Origin of the sequence: Sphingobacterium shayense, from assembly GCF_013179575.1 — a bacterium.
Classification (GTDB): Bacteria; Bacteroidota; Bacteroidia; order Sphingobacteriales; family Sphingobacteriaceae; genus Sphingobacterium; species Sphingobacterium shayense.
Window position 1 is genome coordinate 1 of record NZ_JABMCQ010000076.1, and the last position, 18,508, is coordinate 18,508.

Below are 18,508 nucleotides of genomic sequence, written 5' to 3' on the forward strand. Positions count from 1 at the left end.
AAAGATGTTATCTTACTCATTGTATCTGGTATAAGGTAATTAAAAGCCCTGTTTCAGAGCCCATTGTGATTTTAAACATTCCGTAATGTACTACGTAATGGGTGATAAAGACGTTCTTTTTAACTATTCGCCAAAATATTCGACGTAATTGTTTTCTGTCTCTGTTAACTTCACGCTGTGCAACTGCACATTCTCTTTCTCAAACAAAGGTTTAAGCTCGTTGAATATTGCTATAGCGATAACCTCGGTCGACGCTTTTTTTCCTTGCATAAAGTCAACATCCAAATTCACATTTTTGTGATCCAACTTATTAACCACCTTCGTCAATATAATTTGCTTCATTAACTTTAGGTCTATAAGGAATCCTGTCTCGGGGTTCACTACTCCCTTTACGGTCACAAATAGTTCGTAGTTATGCCCATGCCAATTTGGGTTAGAACAATTCCCGAAAACCTGTTCATTTTTCTCCAAAGACCAGTCTTCACGATAAAGCTTGTGTGCTGCGCTAAATCTCTCGCGCCTTGTGATATAGATCATACAGCAAATATAGGGCATAAATATTAAATTTTAGTACCTTCATCTTTCAAACGTTTTTACTGCACGATGGACATTTTAGTTGTGGCGGCCACTCGGGAAGAAATATACCCTTCAATCGCCTTTTTAGAAGAACATAATATTCGCTTTCTAATCGGTGGTGTTGGGATGGTACAAACCGCCTTTAGTCTTGGAGTTGCTCTGCAACAAAACCCGACGGATCTTATTGTCCAGGTGGGTATTGGGGGAATCCTAGATTCAAAAGCAATCCTCGGGGAGATCTATCAAATACAACACGATGAGATCTTCGAGTTCGGCGCGCAGGATCACGGAGATTTTCTACCTATGGAATCTCTCGGTTTCGCCAAAACACTATTTTCCGAATCTATTCCAAGTGGTGTTATTCTGCCAAAAGTAAAATCGGCTCGGGGAATCACTGTAAACACGGTTCATGGAAATGTGGATAGCATACAAAAGCTACAAGCGCGTTATTCAACACCGTTGATCGAATCTATGGAAGGGGTCGCGGCTTTCTATGCCGCAGCGCAAACCCAAACAGCTGTCCTGCAATACCGCGCGGTATCAAACTACATAGAGCCGAGAAATCGCAAGAATTGGTTGATAGGACCCGCAATAGAGAAACTGAATGCTTTTTTACGTCAGCTGTTGACAGACCTTGTCTAACACGCTAAAAGAAAATAAGATAAGATCTTATTAAAATATGACATTATTAGCTCCATTTTGCGCAAATTGGGTTACGAAATATCAAGAAATTATAGTAGTTTTGCGATATTCAAAACAGACACAATTTTACAACTGATGAGAGAAATACAATTCAGAGAAGCACTTCGTGAGGCAATGAACGAAGAAATGCGTAAAGATGATAAAATATTCTTGATGGGCGAGGAAGTCGCTGAATATAACGGGGCCTACAAAGTAAGCCAAGGCATGCTTGATGAGTTTGGTGCTAAACGCATTATCGACACACCAATTGCAGAGCTTGGCTTCGCGGGTATTGGGGTGGGCGCAGCAATGAATGGTTTAAAACCAATTATCGAGTTCATGACCTTTAATTTCTCGTTAGTCGCTATAGATCAAATTATCAATGCAGCTGCAAAGATTCGCCAAATGAGTGGCGGTCAATTCTCTTGTCCTATCGTATTTCGTGGTCCTACTGGAAACGCCGGTCAATTAGGTGCGCAGCACTCTCAAAACTTTGAGAACTGGTACGCAAACACACCAGGACTGAAGGTTGTCGTCCCTTCTAATCCATACGACGCTAAAGGTCTTTTAAAATCATCTATCATTGATCCAGATCCTGTTATTTTCATGGAGTCCGAAGTTATGTACGGAGACAAAGGAGAGGTTCCTGAAGAAGAGTATTACCTTCCGATAGGTAAAGCAAACACGATCCAAGAGGGTACCGATGTAACTGTTGTTTCATTTGGTAAAATGGTTCCTCGGGTAGTAATTCCTGCTGTCCAAGAATTAGAAAAAGAAGGTATTAGCGTCGAGCTGATTGACTTACGCTCAGTACGTCCAATCGACTTTCCAGCAATTATTGAATCCGTTAAGAAAACAAATAGACTTGTAGTGGTAGAAGAAGCATGGCCACTAGCATCGATCTCCTCTGAGATAGCATTTAAAATTCAGAAAGATGCTTTCGATTATTTAGATGCTCCGGTTATCCGTGTAACATCTGCAGACGTACCTTTGGGATACGCTCCGACATTAGTGGAGGCAGCACTTCCAAGTGTGGCGAAAGTTGTTAAAGCAGTAAAAGAAGTTTCTTATTTGAAAAAATAAGGACATATCCTATAACTTAAAAAATGGCCTTTACTCAACAGTAAGGCCATTTTTTTATCGCCATCCTGATAAAAATTCACTCGTAGTAATCCTAGAAAATTACTATCTTCACCCTATATAAACAAATACCTGAAAATGAAAACCTTTTATTTAAGCGCGATTGCCCTATGTACCGTGGTTACTTCCTACGCACAAGGTGCGATCGAATTTAAGCTAAATCCCGAAATCGGAAAAGCGCAACAATCGACGATAATGATAACGACAGATATTGACAGTCCACAACCCATAATAATGGACCTACATATGAATACTTCAGCCACTTCGACGAAACTTGAGGAAGGGAATATTTCCTTCGAAACGATGATCAACAGTGTAAAAATGGATATGCAGTCTGGGATGGAAACAGTCAGCTATAATTCCCAAGAAGAGGCGACCGACGAGACAGTAAAGTTGGTTGACAAGCAGTTCAGACCATTAATCGGTCAAAAGATCTCTGCAACGATAAGTCCTAAAGGTAAAACTTTAGACATAATTTTACCTGATGTGGGTGAAAATACGTTGAGTTCATCGAGTTTTGCAAATCAATTTCTTCAATTCCCCGAACACGCAATTAAACCAGGGGAATCGTGGACGACATTAACGGACGTTGAAGACAATCCTATTATGACCAAAATGGAGTTGAATAACACCTTCAAAGAGATAACGGCGGACGGTTATATCGTCTCGTACGTCGGTTCTTTTTTAGATGGAGAAGGTAAAAAACGCGGTACAATCGAGGGCGAGTATCTTTTAGACACCAAAACGTTTATGCCCATTACCTCCAAGGCGATCACCATGTTCGAAATGATGGATACAAAAATAAAGTCTACGGTCGAGGTAACCGTGAACTAACAGATAAACCGAAAAATAGATAAAGAGAAAAGCCCGCAAATAATAAACGGGCTTTTCTCTTTATTCTTCAGTGCTTTTAAGCGTTAACTTCCGATTGATATTGATCAGCAGATAATAAAGTATCTACATCTGCGGCATTGTTCAATTGAACACGGATTATCCAGCCATCACCATAAGGGTCTGTGTTCACCAATTCTGGTGCTGCATCGATAGCATCGTTCACTTCTAAAACTGTTGCTGAAACGGGCATAAATAAATCTGAAACCGTTTTCACAGCCTCCACCGAACCAAACACTTCATTTGCTGCAACCTCTTCGCCGACGGTGTTGATGTCAACGAAAACAATATCGCCAAGTTCGCGCTGTGCGAAATCAGTGATTCCAATAACCGCTTGGTCACCCTCTACACGAACCCATTCGTGATCCTTTGTGTATTTTAACTCTGCTGGAAAATTCATATCTTTTTAGTTTCTTCAAAAATATGACTATCCTTTCATATAAACAAAAATTAAACATTTTCAGTCAAACGAGTGTTTCTTCTCTTCTTGTGTCCACTATTTCCGTATTTTAGAGGATGAATCTGCAAATAGAAAAATTATATGCGGCAGTTAAAAAGCCCTCTCGAAGAGTAATTGGCTTGATGTCCGGGACATCCTTAGACGGACTAGACATCGCTTTATGTACGATCCACGGCAGCGGAAATAAGAGCCGGCTCATTTTGGAGCAATTTATAACCATAGATTATTCGCCAAAATTTAGAAATCAAATCCGAGAAATCTTCGCCAAAAGAGAAATTGACCAACAAGTCCTTTGCGGTCTAAATGCACACATCGGTAACCAGCATGGTGCGATGGTGAACACTGCACTTAAAACATGGGGAATTACAAAAGAAGAAATAGATTGTGTCGCTAGCCACGGGCAAACTGTATATCATGCGCCAAAACGGTTAACAGACGAGAAACGTTTTGGCAATAGCACGTTGCAGATCGGCGATGGAGACCATATTGCAGTTACTACCGGAATCGTCACCATATCTGATTTCAGACAGAAACATATCGCCGCTGGAGGGGAAGGGGCTCCGCTTGCTGCGTATGGAGACTTTTTGCTTTTTACAGATGAAATCGAGAACAGAATACTTCTGAATATTGGAGGCATTTCTAACTTCACATTCCTTCCCAACAAAAACAGTGGAAGAAAGGCCTATGCCACGGATCTCGGCCCCGGAAATACGATGATGAATCAGTTTGCTTTGGCCCATTACGGAATCGAAATGGACAAAGATGCCAGAATAGCTAAAAATGGATCGATAGATAATTCCCTATTAGCAGGTCTTTTAGAAGAGTCGTTTCTAGGGCAAGAGTTTCCAAAAACAACGGGACCAGAGCTTTTTAACCTTCAATACCTTAAAAAGGTACAGGAGCGCACACGCACGACAGAAATTGCAAACGACGACATTATGGCCACGCTTAACATGTTCGCGGCACAGGCAATAGCACAGGGCATCAAAAAGGCTACGCAGGATGTTGAACAATATACCGTTTACGTTTCCGGCGGCGGCTTGCATAACAAGTTGTTATTAGAACATCTTCAAAATACGTTAGCGGGCGTTAAGGTAACCTCTTTTTCTGAGCTAGGTATTAATCCAGACGCAAAGGAGGCCTGTTTATTTGCGGTATTAGCGAATGAAACACTTGCCGGGGGACCAACGAATGTAGAGACAATTAGAGACTCGCCAGCCGTATGTATGGGCAAGCTAAGCTTTCCTTATTGATCGAGTGCTTGGTGTATGTAACGCTTAAAAGGATAAAATCGTTTCGATACCGAAATTACTTGCTCTAAAGATTCTGATCCACAAAGGTCTTTATCACTGACGGCTTGGTAAAGAATGAAACTTTTAAGCTTTAATAGTTCAATATTTGGGTCCTCCGCGGTATATCCTGAAGGAGGACGTTTTAATTTATCCTCACTGGATAAATCTTGGGCTTCCCATCCCCCTTGACTTAAAGCATCGTCTAAGTCTTTACGATTATAATCAATTTCTTGGCGAATCGCATCTAAATGTACTTTCGCAGGACGCCAGTACCCTGCGGCAATAAAACTCTTACCGGGCTCTATATGAAAGTAATATTCGGGACCAGCAAGTTTTCGCCCATCGACAGAGATGCCCGCCGAAAACCAGGTCTTATAGGGTGTTTTGTCTTTCGAAAAACGGGTATCGCGGTAAATACGGAATAAACAACGTCCGGCTTGGATATCGGTATTAATTTGGGGATCAAATTCTGATAATTCAGCAATAAGCGCAGAAATATACTCTTTTACGTTCTCAAGGGCGGTGTCGTATTGCTCGCGTTCCTTTTGAAACCATTCGCGGTTATTATTAACCATCAACTGCTTTAAAAAGCTCATCGTTTGTTCCTCTATCCTCATCGCAGAATGAATTTTAAAAAAATGTACGCTAAAGGTGCAGCCATAAGCAAGCCATCAAAACGATCAAGCACTCCTCCGTGTCCGGGCAAGATATTACCCGAGTCTTTGACACCTAGATTTCTCTTCAGCATGGATTCGACCAAATCGCCTAGCGTACCAAATACACCAATAATCAGTGCAACAATGACCCACTGCATACTTGCAAGTTCCGGAAAGTACCGCGCCAGGTTTAGAGCTACGACAACAGCCAATAGCACACCCCCAATAAATCCTTCCCATGTTTTGTTGGGCGATATTCGCTCAAAAAGCTTGTAACGTCCAAAGCTTCGTCCCGCTAAATATGCACCCGTATCGTTTGTCCATAATAATATTAAAAATCCGAGGGGGATATACGCGTTGTAGGATCCTTTTAGGAAACCAAGAGCAATAAAAAAACAAAACGGAACGGCTGAATATAACAATCCGAATAGGGTATAGGCCACATCAGAAATAGGCTGGCTAGTTTTCCGAAATAACGTGGCAATATATGCGGCGAAAACAAATAGAATTCCGACGAGAAGGCTGTTTATTGGCAGGATATGTAGTAATACTAGGCCCGTAATTCCAGCCATTATAACAGCTGAAAGAATACCGAATGTCTGCAATGGCTTTATCGATTCCGAAGAGACCATGCGATAGAATTCATGCGCACACATTCCTGCCATGATTACAAAGAATGGTACAAAGATATACTCGCCAAACAATACGGCGCCAATAAGAACAATGATAAAGAAGAAACCGGTAATTGCTCTAGTTTTCATCAACAGGATTTATACTTCCATCTTCTAATATATTCTTAGCCGCACCTAACTGTTCATCTCGAACGTAAAGCTCAACTTTCCCGAACTTAAAAGAAGAGTCTTGCTTATTTATCAAAACACTAACAATACCATTTTCTTCTAATACTTGCTTTTCCAATAACGCCGACAATTCATCTGTGTGCGTCTTCAATTTAGTCCAACCTTCTGGCATATCTCTTTTTATTTTGCGTGTATCGATACATAGCGAATATAAAGAAAACGCTAAAAATTAAGCTCCCAAGATACACAATTATTGAATAAGAAAGCCCTTCGTTGACAAACTCCGTATAGTTTTTCCCATTGCGCGCATAGAAAAATGCCGCAACCACAACGCTTGCATTGTTTAAAAAATGTATGAAAACGGACACCCAAATATTTCCGGTCCATAAAAAGAAATAGCCCAAGAATACCCCCAATATCATCCGCGGAAAGAAGCCGTAAAATTGAATATGTATTGCACTGAAAACAATTCCGACAACCCAAATGGAAAGGTGGGGGTTTTTAAAAATGCGCGTGAAGATATTCTGAAGTGCCCCCCGAAAAAAGAACTCCTCGGCAATTCCAGGTAGCACAGCGATAAACAGTATGTTAAGCAACAACTTATCAATTGTGCTCACCATAATAAGGTCCTCTGTCAACTTGGCGGCGCTATCTTCTTGTCTACGCATCCACTCTTCGATATGCTTTATACTTTCTGGAAGAGACATCTCTTTATTCCACTCAGCTATTACGTCCATGAACGGAATGAATGCAACCATAACCGAAACGGCAAGTAAATAGGCTCTCCAATCGGTGGCACGTTGTGCTATGAAAAAGTCAATCTCTTTATTTGAATGCTGTAGCCACATTACAGGCAACAGGAATACACCTATAGAACTACTAGCAGCCAAACTATATCGGAAAAAACTGCTTGACTCTAGAAACGAATTTTCTCCACCAATTAGACCAGAAATTCCTTGGTTCAAGACTGCACCGAAAGCAATTACGATTAATTGTACTACAAAAGTGCAGCATAAGGAGTAAAATAATAAAAACATAAGGTCTCGCCAAGGACTCCGTTGGTCATTTTGAAAATCTTCCATAGAATACTAAATTAATATTTTCGCAAAACATATAAACAACAGAGGGCAAAATTGCCCTCTGTTGTTTATTAATTTACGCGAATCGGATCAGCCGGATCAATCAAATTTATATATGGATAATCATTTATTTCCTCCAACAGGTGTGTTACTGTACGCTCAAGTTGAGGATCTCGTCCTTCAAGAAGATCTTTAGGCGTCTGTTCGACAAAGATATCCGGAGCCACCCCTTTATTTTCTATGATATAATTACCTTGCAGGTCAAATACTCCAAAATTCGGTGAGGTTACCCGCCCGCCATCAAGCAATGGGGGATAGCCAGAAATACCAACAAGAATACCCATCGTCGTGCGACCCACGAGCTTTCCTAGGCCTTTAAAACGAAACATGTATGGCATCATGTCACCACCAGAACCCGCGTTTTCATTAATAATCATGGCTTTAGGACCGTAGATTCCATTTCCAGGTGTCGTAAAACTCTTTCCGTCTCTTATTTTCCAGCCAGAGATAAGTTCTCGAGAAAGCAAATCAATAACATAGTCAGCAACTGAACCCCCTCCGTTATTGCGCTCGTCCAAAAGCAATGCCTTTTTATCCATCTGTGAAAAATAATATCGATTAAAATAGGTGTATCCTTCTGGCCCCGTATTTGGCATGTATACATAAGCTATCTTTCCATCGCTAAGCGCATCGACTTTCTTCCGGTTGCCTTCCACCCAGTCCATCTTGCGAATACTCACTTCATCGGTAAAAGATATTGGCCGCACGATAACCTCTCGGGAGTTCTTCATTGATGGACTGTTATTAACAGACAGAACGACCTGCTTACCCACTGTATTCTCCAAAAGCTCGTATATATTCACTTTATCGTTTAGCGGAATTCCCCCCACGGCAACGATGTAGTCTCCCTGGTTAACCTTGGTACCGGGCTCCGCCAAAGGAGCTCTGAACGAAGGATTCCAATCTAATCGGGTATAAATTTTATTAATCTTGTATCCATTTTCTACAGCCTCCAAATCTGCCCCTAAAACGCCGGTGTTGACTGATGGGGTAGAGGGTTCATCGCCGGGATAAATATAGTTGTGCCCAACAACCATTTCTCCCATCATTTCATTAAGCAGGTACCCTAGATCAGAACGATGACCCACATAAGGAAGAAATTTTTCATACTTTGTCTTCATCGCGGGCCAGTCGACCCCATGCATATTCTCTACATAAAAGAATTCACGTTGCATATTCCAGACTTCATTAAACACTTGTCTCCATTCTGCTTGGGGATCAACAAGCTGCTTTACATCTTTAATCTCAACTTTTCCTGCACCAGGAGCGGGCTTTTGTCCCGCCTCAACGATAAAATAGTCTTTGCCAGTACCGTAGATCATCTTTTTTCCATCTGCGCTAATGGCAAAATCAGATGCATTTTCTATCAAAGTTTTATCTTCAAGTTTTTCCAGATCGTATACGCCTATCTCTCGGCCCCGCCGATAGGTCAGCTTCTTGTCGGTCGAGCCATCTAGCGTATAATATCCCGGCCGCAATGGAAGCGCGATGATACGACCTGCTATATTTTTAAAATCCACTTTGGTTGGGTCTGCTTTCTTATCTTTATCCTCATCCGATTTTTTCTTATCTTTCTTCTTATCATCCTCCTGTTTATCCTTCTTTTTATCGTCTGACTTTTCACCGTCTAATTTTTCTTCATCACTTTCATTTTTAAATAAAGAGGGTGTATCGCTGGAAAGGATAAAAGCATATACATTGAAGTTAACATTCTTTTCGTATGCCGTCATATGTAGCCCAGAATTCGTCAAACCACGGTTCGTGCTAGCGTTAAAAAACAGGTACTTGTTATCCCTGGAAAATGAGGTTCCATTAACCTCGCTCATTCCATCCGTAATTTGGGTCTTTTCTCCAGACAGAAGATTGTACATATACAAGGTTCGTACGCCATTATTTAAACTTTTAACATAAGCAATCCATTTAGAATCATACGACCAGCTTGGGTTAAAATGATTGGATGTGCGGCCTGTACTGCTGCTCAATTTATCATTATCAACTAGGGTAATTTTTTTACTGTCAATGTCTACATAATACAAGTTCAAATGTACATCGTTATAAAAGAGCTTCTTACTATCTGGAGACCATGTCGGACTATGGTAAAACGAGGTTTTCCCCAGTGGAATATAAATTGGATCTTCCCTCGCAAACTGATCGCGCAATACAAGTTCGTAGTTCCCGCTTTTATCCGAAATATAGGAAATCCATTTCCCGTCTGGTGACCACTGCGGGTACCGTTCGTGGGAACCAGGAGATTGAGAAATATTGCGAGCATCTCCTTTTTCTTTAGGAATGGTGAATATTTCACCGCGGTTTTCAAAAAGCGCCCGCTGACCGGTTGGTGAGATGGTGAATGCATTGATGTCTTTACCCATCTCGATATAATGTGGTCGCTTATACATTGCGTCATTGTAAACAGAAATCGACAATGTATTCACTTTTTTAGTGGTCGTATTTAAAACATGTAGCTTCCCGCCATATTCAAAACTAAGTTCACTACCATACCCACTTAAAGTCCTGATATCAAAATCTTTAAAGTGAGTAAGTTGCTCAATTGCCTTCCCATTTACATCATAGCTAAAGATATTAACGGTCTTCTCTCTATCCGACAAAAAGTACACTTTATCACCCAGCCATACGGGCTTAACGTCGTTACTTTTCTCTCCCGGAACCACTTCTATTTCCTTGGTTTGTGTGTCAAATATCCAAATCGAAGGCATTCCGCCTCCGCGGTAGCGTTTAAAAGCGACTCTATCTCGCTCTGTAGGATCCGTATTTTTGATATACGCCCAATATCTACCGTCACCTGAAGGACTTCCTTGGGTTGCCTCTGGCATCATCAAAGGTGTTGCCTGCTTAGCATTTAACGAACTCTTATAAAGCCTTGTGCCCAAGGAATAGGTAAATTCTCGTGTCGTTGTAAAATAAGTCTCTTGATTATTTAACCAACCCCTTAAGATATCACTTGCTGGATGAAACGTAATCCTTTGTGGACTCCCTCCATAGATGGAAACGACATATACGTCAGTATTGCCGTCGTAATTCCCTGTAAAAGCGATTTGTTTGCCATCGGGCGAAAACATCGGATTCTGTTCAACGCCTGGATTTGCCGTTAACCGGCGTGGGTGCTGTCCATCCTTATCTGCGATCCAAATATCACCTGCATAGACAAAAGAAATATGGTCTTTACTTATACTGGGATTCCTTAATAACAACGTTTCCTGTTGGCTATACACTTTGCCACAAACCAGCATACTGGTGGCGAACAGCACGCGCCACAAAATAGAAATAGACCTATTCATAAAATAATTGAGATTAAATCTAAAAGTAATGTTTTTTAGTGTCGGTTGCTATGAAAAAAAGTAACAATATAACCGCACTATATCTATTGACGTGTAGCCGCAAATTGGCCCAGAAATACACAATGAAAAAGGTTTCTTCTGGCTGTATTCTGGTTCCGAACTTAACTGACTGCTTTTTATAGAAGCTTGTGTTTGAAAGGATAGCATGGGATTTCGCCACACAATCGGATAAGCAAATCTAGACCATTCCATAATCCGAGAAAATGCGAACTATCGAATTTCTGAGCATCGACAAAACATACCTGGTGAAAAAGAAACAAGAACCTCCCTTACTACTTCGCTACCAATTTATATGGAATTAAATAGGCGCTATATATTTCTATATAGCGCCTCTTATACTTTTTAGGAAAACTCTGTTACTATTGATCTTCGGAAACGACTCCTTCATCGACGAGCACACGTCCGCAATGTTCACAGATAATAATTTTTTTACGCTGGCGTATTTCCGATTGCAACTGAGCAGGAATTTTGTTGAAACAACCAGAACAACTATCACGTTCGATCGATACAACAGCTAATCCGTTACGGAATGACCCACGCAATTTGTTGTACACCTTTAACAAACGATCATCAATTTTCTTAGTCGCCGCCTCTACTTTACCCGATAGTGCATCTTCTTCTTTCTGTGTTTCAGAAGTAATTGTTTCCAATTCCTTTTTCTTCACGTCTAGTTCATCTTTACTATAGCCAAGAGATGTGTTCGTACTTTCGTAAAGCTCCGTTTTGTTTTTAATCTCAAATTCCGTCTCACGAATACGTTTCTCACAAACCTGAATTTCCAAACCTTGGATTTCAATTTCTTTTGAAATTGCATCGTATTCACGGTTGTTTTTCACTTCGTTGAGCTGACCTTCGTATTTTTTGATCGCGCCCTGCGCATCTTTGATCATGTTTTTACGCTTCACGATTGAATCTTCCAAATCATCAAGATCTGTTCTGATTTTTTCGATACGTGTATCAAGACCAGCAATTTCGTCTTCAAGATCTGCGACCTCAATAGGCAACTCGCCACGCACCTGACGAATCTTATCAATCTTCGTATGAATGGACTGTAACGCCCACAGTGCTTTTAACTTTTGTTCTACGGTTTGTTCCATTTAACTGTAGTAATTTATAGGATTTGTGTCTATTTCTGTCAATAGGACAGCAAAGTTAACAAATTTTTTCCGAATTATATCCATTAATAAATCTTGCGTAAATTGTTCACTTTCAAAATGTCCGATATCAGCTATGATTATCTGTTGCTCGGCATCAAAGAATTCATGATATTTATAATCGGCAGTGACAAAAATATCAGCTCCAGATCGTTTAGCTTGATCAAGTAGAAATCCTCCTGCGCCACCGCACACCGCTACACGGCTTATTTTTTTGTTAAGAAGCTTCGTGTGTCGAATTACTTGCAGATTCAGTTTTTCCTTAAGATAGGCTAAAAAAACTTTCTCCTCCAGTGCTTCTGGCAAATTCCCGATCGCGCCAGAACCCACTTGCTGCAATGTATTTTCCAATTTTATAATATCATACGACACTTCTTCATAGGGGTGTGATGCATACATCGAGAGCAGAATACTTCGTTTGCGGTTTTCTTGAAATACGACTTCTATCTTTGTTTCCTCCACTCGTTCTGGCACCCCAATGGTACCGATTGTTGGATTGGCGCCTTCTACGGCGCGAAAAGTTCCGTACCCAGCAGAGTTATAGCTACACTCGTCATAATTTCCGATCGAACCTGCACCTGCGACAAAAAGGGCCGCTCGAACAGATTCAACATGAGTCCTAGGTACATATACTGCAAGTTTCCTTAATAAGCCCTGTTTAGGTGCCAATACAGCCGTTGACTGCAAATTTAGTTTCTGTGCAATTTTACTACTAACACCACCATAGATATTATCAAGATTGGTATGTATAGCATAAAGCGCAATTTTATGGCGGATAGCCTTTATAACGACGCGTTCTACATAGTTTTTTCCGGTAATTTTTTTTAGCCCCGAAAAAACAATTGGATGGTGGGAAATGATAATATCACATCCTTTTTGTATGGCCTCTTCAACGACTTCTTCGGTGCAATCTAAGGATATTAATGCTTTCTCAATCTCATCTTCAGGGTTTCCGACTAAAAGCCCTGAGTTATCATATGATTCTTGGTAGGCCAGGGGAGCGATCTCCTCTAGATATTCCGTTAACTCTTTAATCTTCATTTTTACGACTTTGATCAATATAATCCGCTCCGTATGCTTTTATATGCATTTTAAGCAAACTGCGGTATTCTCCAATTTTAACCCAATATGTGATAAAATATACGATGTTTAATATAAACGCTATTATCAATATAAAAGGAGGTAAAGGGATGTTTCTTATCAAAAATGTCCATGCAAAAAGCATTCCCCATTTTTGGGTAGGACGTTCCTCAATTTCTACTTTCCGATCATAAAATTCATTATTCAATGAGTCGGTTAACCGGCGAACAACCTCAAAGTTCCAATAAATATTAAAAAAAGGGACCGCTACAAACCAGGCTTGATTCGGTAAAATATTTTGATTTTCTTTTTTAATAAGTTTTAGTGTACTATATATAGTATAACCAAAAAATATCCAGACTATAATCATAAAAATGCCCCCAATAATCGCATAACGCAACATCTCTTGGGTCACTTCCGTGGACAACATTTCAAACATTTTGTGCTATTTAATCCGTGTTCATATATAATAAAAAGATGGTGGGTTTCTTATGCAGATCGACCTTTTTACCTTTCCATTCCTTTACACTATTGGTACGAATATACTCATCCTGAGCCGTCAAATTACAAGCAATACATAATTTAGTTTCTCCTTTACAGCTTTTAAGCAACTCATCCCACAACGCGTTGTTACGAAAGGGCGTTTCTATGAACAACTGAGTTTGATCTTCCCGTTGCGATTGAGATTCAAGTTCCTTTATTTTAGCCGTTCTTTCGCGCTTGTCGATTGGCAGGTACCCGTGAAAAGCAAACTTTTGTCCACTGAATCCGGAAGCCATTAGCGCGAGTAGTATAGAACTTGGCCCTACTAGCGGAACCACTTTAATACCTCGTTTATGTGCCGCGGCAACTACTAAAGCCCCCGGATCAGCAACACCAGGACATCCTGCATCGGACATTAATCCAATATCCCTTCCCTGTATCGCCGCTTGTAAAAGAACGTCGTAATCGACACTATCACGCGCATGTTTACCATAATCATGGATGACAAGATCTTGCTGTAATATATTCAGCCCAGTCTGTTTGATGAACCTGCGCGCTGTTTTTTCGTTTTCCACAATAAATTCGCGAAGATTCAAAAGAATGTCTTGGAGAAACAGTGTGTAGGACTTGTGTTCAGCCTCTTGGGCCAATGGTACAGGCAATAGATATAACGTTCCTAAGGGCATAGCCAAAAATACTAAATATTGACTGTATTATCGGTAACGCTTTACAATCCAAAAAAAAGAAATTTGAGTTTTCAAGTTTATTTAATAATTTGGTCCCGATTAATAAGGTTATAATCAAATGACTACACAAATTACAGCGGGTGTAAAAATATCAGTAGAGGTTGTCTACCAACCCGAATACTCAAATCCCGAGAAGCAACACTATATGTTTTCTTATCAGATTACCATAGAAAATATGAGTGAATTTACTATTCAGCTCCTCAATAGACATTGGGATATTTTCGACACTTCTGGAGAACGGCGTACAATCGATGGAGAGGGTGTAGTAGGAGTACAACCTGTACTTTCCCCTGGAGATGTCCATCAGTATGTCTCTGGGTGTAATCTAAACAGTGAAATAGGCTATATGCAGGGAACTTATCAAATGATTAAACAGGTTGATGGAACTACTTTCGATGTTGAGATTCCAAGATTTGAGTTAATAGCTTCCTTCAAGCTAAATTAGTTTTTTAATCCCAACGTAAATTAATTCGCGAATAATATCCCAAATCGCGATTACCGCAAATATTTACTTATTTTTGTGCTTGGATAGTTGTGTAGATTCAATACTTAAATAGGACCCTACAAACAACTTTATGTATTGGAAACTTAATTCATGAAAAAGTTATCAATATCGGTTTAATTAGAAACTTTGTAAATATCTGGTTTACAGTTAATTAAAAATTAATAGTGAGTATATTATCGACGGAACAGGTTAGTCATTCCTTTAATGATCGTTGGCTTTTTAAGCAGCTACATTTTGGCCTTCAAAAAGGGGATCGCGTTGCACTAGTAGGAATCAATGGCACGGGTAAGAGTACCCTTTTAAAAATACTAGCAGGCATCGTAATTCCTACAGAAGGCAAGGTTGTTAGTGAAAAAGGAATTAAGATAGGATTTCTGAATCAAGAACCTAACTTTACCGGGTTAAAAACCGTTAATGATTTTATATATTCTTCCGATAATGAGCAGCAACAACTTATAAAAGAGTATGAGGAGTTACTGGCCATGGACGATATCGACCACGATAAACTTGCACTATTAACAGATAAAATATCCTCATTGGAGGCGTGGGAATATGAGCACAATATAAAGACAATTTTAAATCGCCTTCAAATTTCCGATTTCGATCAAGACATACATAGTTTATCGGGCGGACAGAGAAAACGCCTATCACTTGCGAAGTTACTTATTGACGAACCAGACATATACATATTAGATGAGCCAACCAACCATTTAGATATTGAAACAATTGAGTGGTTAGAAAAACTTCTAAAAACTGGCAATAAAACTGTTCTTCTGGTGACACACGATCGTTATTTTTTAGACAATGTTTGCAATGAAATTCGTGAGCTTGATAGGGGAGAGGTTTACACTTATAAAGGTAATTACACCTACTTTCTCGAGAAAAAAGCAGAACGGGAAACGATAGATGTGGCGATGGCGGACAAAGCGCGCAACTTACTCCGTCGTGAGCTGGAGTGGATGCGGAGGCAACCAAAAGCGCGTGGTACAAAATCGAAATCGCGCATAGAAGCTTACTACGATCTAGAAGATAAAGCGAAGGGACCGTCCAAAAATGAAAACGTTAAATTATCTGTAAAGGTCGCGCGACAGGGATCTAAAATTCTAGAAATTGAAAATATCAGTAAAAGTTTTTCGAACCAAAATCTGATTGAAAATTTCAGCTACGTTTTTAAAAAATTCGACAGGATTGGCCTAGCCGGAAAAAACGGAACAGGAAAGTCTACCTTCTTAAATTTGATAACCGAGCAAATCACCCCAGACCGTGGTGAAGTTATCGTCGGTGAAACGACAACCTTTGGCTACTATAAACAGGGAGGTTTAGAGTTCAATGATTCAGATCGTGTTTTAGACGTCGTCAAGAATGTTGCCGAATATATAGAGATGGCTAACGGGGATAACCTTACGGCGTCCCAATTGTTAACTCTGTTTTTGTTTCCTCCAGAGAAACAATTTAACATGGTCAGTAAATTAAGCGGGGGAGAAAAAAAGAGGCTCCAACTAATGCGAGTGCTCATGAAAAACCCAAACTTTTTGATTCTCGATGAGCCGTCCAATGATCTAGATATTGACACCTTAAATGTCCTGGAAGAATTTCTTGAGAACTATCCCGGGATTTTAATATTAGTGTCCCATGATAGGTACCTAATAGATAAACTGACGGAACAACTTTTTATATTTGAAGGAGAGGGTAAAATTCGTGTTTACAACGGCAACTATGCTGATTACAAAACCGAGTTAGAAACATTACAAAAAGAAGAAAAAGCGGCATCGAAAACCAAAGAGAAAATAGCAGAGCCCGTAAATATCAAACAGGAAGAAAAAAGAAAACTCTCATATAAAGAGCTTTTGGAATACGAGTCGTTAGAAAAAGAAGTCGAAGGAATTGAAAACAAAATTGTTGAAATTGAATCCGAAATGGGTAATACTTCTGACTATTCTAAAATAAGCGATCTTGCAAAAGAAATCGAAAAGCTAAAGCAAAGCCTCGACCAAAAATCGGAGCGGTGGATTGAGTTGGCAGAATTTATTTAATGTTTCACGTGAAACTCTAAACAGCAGCAGTTCCACGTGAAACCCATCAAGACAAAATGTTTAAAAAATACAATGTAATTGTTGTCGGCGCCGGACACGCCGGATGTGAAGCAGCAGCAGCAGCAGCAAACTTAGGTTCATCAGTTTTGTTAATTACCATGAACATGGGGGTTATCGCACAGATGAGTTGTAACCCCGCTATCGGAGGAGTCGCTAAAGGACAGATCGTTCGAGAGATCGACGCAATGGGTGGCTACACTGGAATCATCGCGGACAAATCCACGTTGCAGTTTCGAATGCTGAATAAATCAAAAGGTCCCGCGATGTGGAGTCCACGATCACAAAACGACCGTATGCGTTTCGCCGAAGAATGGCGTCTAACGTTAGAGTCGTTACCTACCTTGGATATGTGGCAAGATACCGTAAAAGAAATCATCATCGAAAACGAACAAGCAAAAGGCGTCATCACTTCACTCGGCATTCGGATCGAGGCAGATGCTGTCGTTCTAACCAATGGGACGTTTTTGAATGGTTTGATTCATATCGGTGAAAAGAAATTCGGCGGAGGCCGCACCGGTGAAAAAGCGGCTACAGGCCTAACCGAGCAATTAGTTTCGTTGGGGTTCGAATCAGGACGAATGAAAACAGGAACACCCCCACGTGTAGACGGTCGGTCTTTAAACTACTCTGTCATGGAAGAGCAGTGGGGAGACCATGAAGGTGGACGATTTTCTTTCACAGATGTTGAAATACCAAAACAACAACGCTGTTGTTGGATCACCTACACAAATGATAAAGTACATGACGTATTAAAAACGGGGTTCGATAAATCACCAATGTTCACAGGCAGAATCAAAGGTTTAGGACCGCGTTATTGTCCATCAATCGAAGATAAAATAAACAGATTTGCGGAGCGAGATCGGCATCAAATATTCGTGGAGCCAGAAGGCTTTCAAACAGTAGAAATATACGTAAACGGATTCTCTACTTCACTCCCCGAAGATGTTCAACAAAAAGCGCTGCGACTGATCCCGGGATTTGAAAATGCCAAAATGTACAGGCCTGGATATGCGATCGAATATGATTTTTTTCCACCTATGCAATTGGATTTAACTCTAGAAACATTACGCATTAAGCATCTATTTTTTGCCGGCCAAATAAATGGAACTACTGGATATGAAGAAGCAGCTGCCCAAGGATTTGTCGCGGGGATCAATGCACATCAACGCATCAATGACAAAAAAGAATTAATACTAAAACGTTCTGAATCATATATCGGCGTTTTAATCGATGACCTCGTTACTAAAGGAACTGAGGAGCCATACCGTATGTTTACGTCCAGAGCAGAGCACCGCCTTTTACTGAGACAAGATAACGCCGATATACGCCTCACTCCCTTAGCATACAAATTGGGTTTAGTAGGGGAGGATAGACTACAAAAGGTCAAGAAGAAAATTGAAAATGCAGATCAAATCGTAACGTACTTAAAAAAATATAGTGTTGCACCGGAGCT

18 protein-coding genes are annotated in these 18,508 nt (G+C 40.3%); 7 read left to right on the forward strand and 11 right to left on the reverse strand.

The window, feature by feature from the left end:
- Positions 1 to 123: 123 nt before the first annotated feature.
- Positions 124 to 537: a 6-pyruvoyl trahydropterin synthase family protein gene (locus HP439_RS10475; protein WP_172390289.1), complete on the reverse strand. Its 414-nt coding sequence runs from the start codon at positions 535 to 537 to the stop codon at positions 124 to 126.
- A 66-nt stretch (positions 538 to 603) separates the two neighbouring features.
- Here HP439_RS10475 and mqnB point away from each other — a divergent pair, with 66 nt between their 5' ends.
- From mqnB to HP439_RS10490, 3 genes are all read left to right on the forward strand, one after another.
- Complete coding sequence (gene mqnB, locus HP439_RS10480; RefSeq protein WP_172390290.1) at positions 604 to 1,218, forward strand: futalosine hydrolase; 615 nt, start codon at positions 604 to 606, stop codon at positions 1,216 to 1,218.
- A 135-nt stretch (positions 1,219 to 1,353) separates the two neighbouring features.
- Positions 1,354 to 2,340 (forward strand): pyruvate dehydrogenase complex E1 component subunit beta, encoded by a 987-nt coding sequence (locus HP439_RS10485; protein ID WP_172390291.1) that lies wholly within the window; start codon positions 1,354 to 1,356, stop codon positions 2,338 to 2,340.
- Between the two features lie 135 nt (positions 2,341 to 2,475).
- The gene (locus HP439_RS10490; RefSeq protein WP_172390292.1) at positions 2,476 to 3,231 is read left to right on the forward strand and encodes a DUF6263 family protein; all 756 of its coding nucleotides are present in this window, start codon (positions 2,476 to 2,478) and stop codon (positions 3,229 to 3,231) included.
- Between the two features lie 76 nt (positions 3,232 to 3,307).
- Here HP439_RS10490 and gcvH read toward each other — a convergent pair whose 3' ends face one another.
- Positions 3,308 to 3,688, reverse strand: a complete 381-nt coding sequence (gene gcvH, locus HP439_RS10495; protein WP_172390293.1) for a glycine cleavage system protein GcvH — start codon at positions 3,686 to 3,688, stop codon at positions 3,308 to 3,310.
- Between the two features lie 116 nt (positions 3,689 to 3,804).
- Here gcvH and HP439_RS10500 point away from each other — a divergent pair, with 116 nt between their 5' ends.
- Positions 3,805 to 5,001 carry an anhydro-N-acetylmuramic acid kinase gene (locus HP439_RS10500; protein WP_172390294.1) on the forward strand — a complete coding sequence of 399 codons (1,197 nt, stop codon included), beginning with the start codon at positions 3,805 to 3,807 and terminating at the stop codon, positions 4,999 to 5,001.
- Here HP439_RS10500 and HP439_RS10505 read toward each other — a convergent pair.
- The 9 genes from HP439_RS10505 to HP439_RS10545 form a co-directional block, all read right to left on the reverse strand.
- Positions 4,995 to 5,657, reverse strand: a complete 663-nt coding sequence (locus HP439_RS10505; RefSeq protein ID WP_172390295.1) for a DUF2461 domain-containing protein — start codon at positions 5,655 to 5,657, stop codon at positions 4,995 to 4,997. The two genes, HP439_RS10500 and HP439_RS10505, sit on opposite strands and share 7 nt — an antisense overlap.
- Positions 5,654 to 6,457 carry a phosphatidate cytidylyltransferase gene (locus HP439_RS10510; protein WP_172390296.1) on the reverse strand — a complete coding sequence of 268 codons (804 nt, stop codon included), beginning with the start codon at positions 6,455 to 6,457 and terminating at the stop codon, positions 5,654 to 5,656. Before HP439_RS10510 ends, HP439_RS10505 begins: the two co-directional genes overlap by 4 nt.
- Positions 6,447 to 6,668, reverse strand: coding sequence for a putative signal transducing protein (locus tag HP439_RS10515; protein WP_172390297.1), 222 nt, complete (start codon positions 6,666 to 6,668; stop codon positions 6,447 to 6,449). Before HP439_RS10515 ends, HP439_RS10510 begins: the two co-directional genes overlap by 11 nt.
- Complete coding sequence (locus HP439_RS10520) at positions 6,649 to 7,578, reverse strand: CPBP family intramembrane glutamic endopeptidase (RefSeq protein ID WP_172390298.1); 930 nt, start codon at positions 7,576 to 7,578, stop codon at positions 6,649 to 6,651. The genes HP439_RS10515 and HP439_RS10520 overlap by 20 nt, the downstream gene beginning before the upstream one ends.
- Before the next feature lie 68 nt (positions 7,579 to 7,646).
- Positions 7,647 to 10,934 carry a S41 family peptidase gene (locus tag HP439_RS10525; RefSeq protein ID WP_172390299.1) on the reverse strand — a complete coding sequence of 1,096 codons (3,288 nt, stop codon included), beginning with the start codon at positions 10,932 to 10,934 and terminating at the stop codon, positions 7,647 to 7,649.
- A gap of 419 nt (positions 10,935 to 11,353) precedes the next feature.
- On the reverse strand, positions 11,354 to 12,091 hold the full coding sequence (locus HP439_RS10530; protein WP_172390300.1) for a zinc ribbon domain-containing protein: 738 nt from the start codon (positions 12,089 to 12,091) through the stop codon (positions 11,354 to 11,356).
- Positions 12,092 to 13,189, reverse strand: coding sequence for a Nif3-like dinuclear metal center hexameric protein (locus tag HP439_RS10535; RefSeq protein ID WP_172390301.1), 1,098 nt, complete (start codon positions 13,187 to 13,189; stop codon positions 12,092 to 12,094).
- Positions 13,179 to 13,667 carry a hypothetical protein gene (locus HP439_RS10540; RefSeq protein WP_172390302.1) on the reverse strand — a complete coding sequence of 163 codons (489 nt, stop codon included), beginning with the start codon at positions 13,665 to 13,667 and terminating at the stop codon, positions 13,179 to 13,181. Before HP439_RS10540 ends, HP439_RS10535 begins: the two co-directional genes overlap by 11 nt.
- A 10-nt stretch (positions 13,668 to 13,677) precedes the next feature.
- Positions 13,678 to 14,397, reverse strand: coding sequence for an SAM-dependent methyltransferase (locus HP439_RS10545; RefSeq protein ID WP_172390303.1), 720 nt, complete (start codon positions 14,395 to 14,397; stop codon positions 13,678 to 13,680).
- 118 nt (positions 14,398 to 14,515) lie between these two features.
- Between HP439_RS10545 and apaG the strand changes: the two genes are divergently transcribed.
- The 3 genes from apaG to mnmG form a co-directional block, all read left to right on the forward strand.
- Entirely contained in the window at positions 14,516 to 14,902 is a 387-nt protein-coding gene (apaG, locus tag HP439_RS10550) for a Co2+/Mg2+ efflux protein ApaG (RefSeq protein WP_172390304.1), read from the forward strand.
- Positions 14,903 to 15,126: 224 nt separating this feature from the next.
- Positions 15,127 to 16,995, forward strand: a complete 1,869-nt coding sequence (locus tag HP439_RS10555) for an ATP-binding cassette domain-containing protein (protein ID WP_172390305.1) — start codon at positions 15,127 to 15,129, stop codon at positions 16,993 to 16,995.
- A 56-nt stretch (positions 16,996 to 17,051) separates the two neighbouring features.
- Positions 17,052 to 18,508 (forward strand): tRNA uridine-5-carboxymethylaminomethyl(34) synthesis enzyme MnmG (gene mnmG, locus HP439_RS10560; protein WP_172390306.1); only part of this gene is annotated, 1,457 nt, incomplete at its 3' end.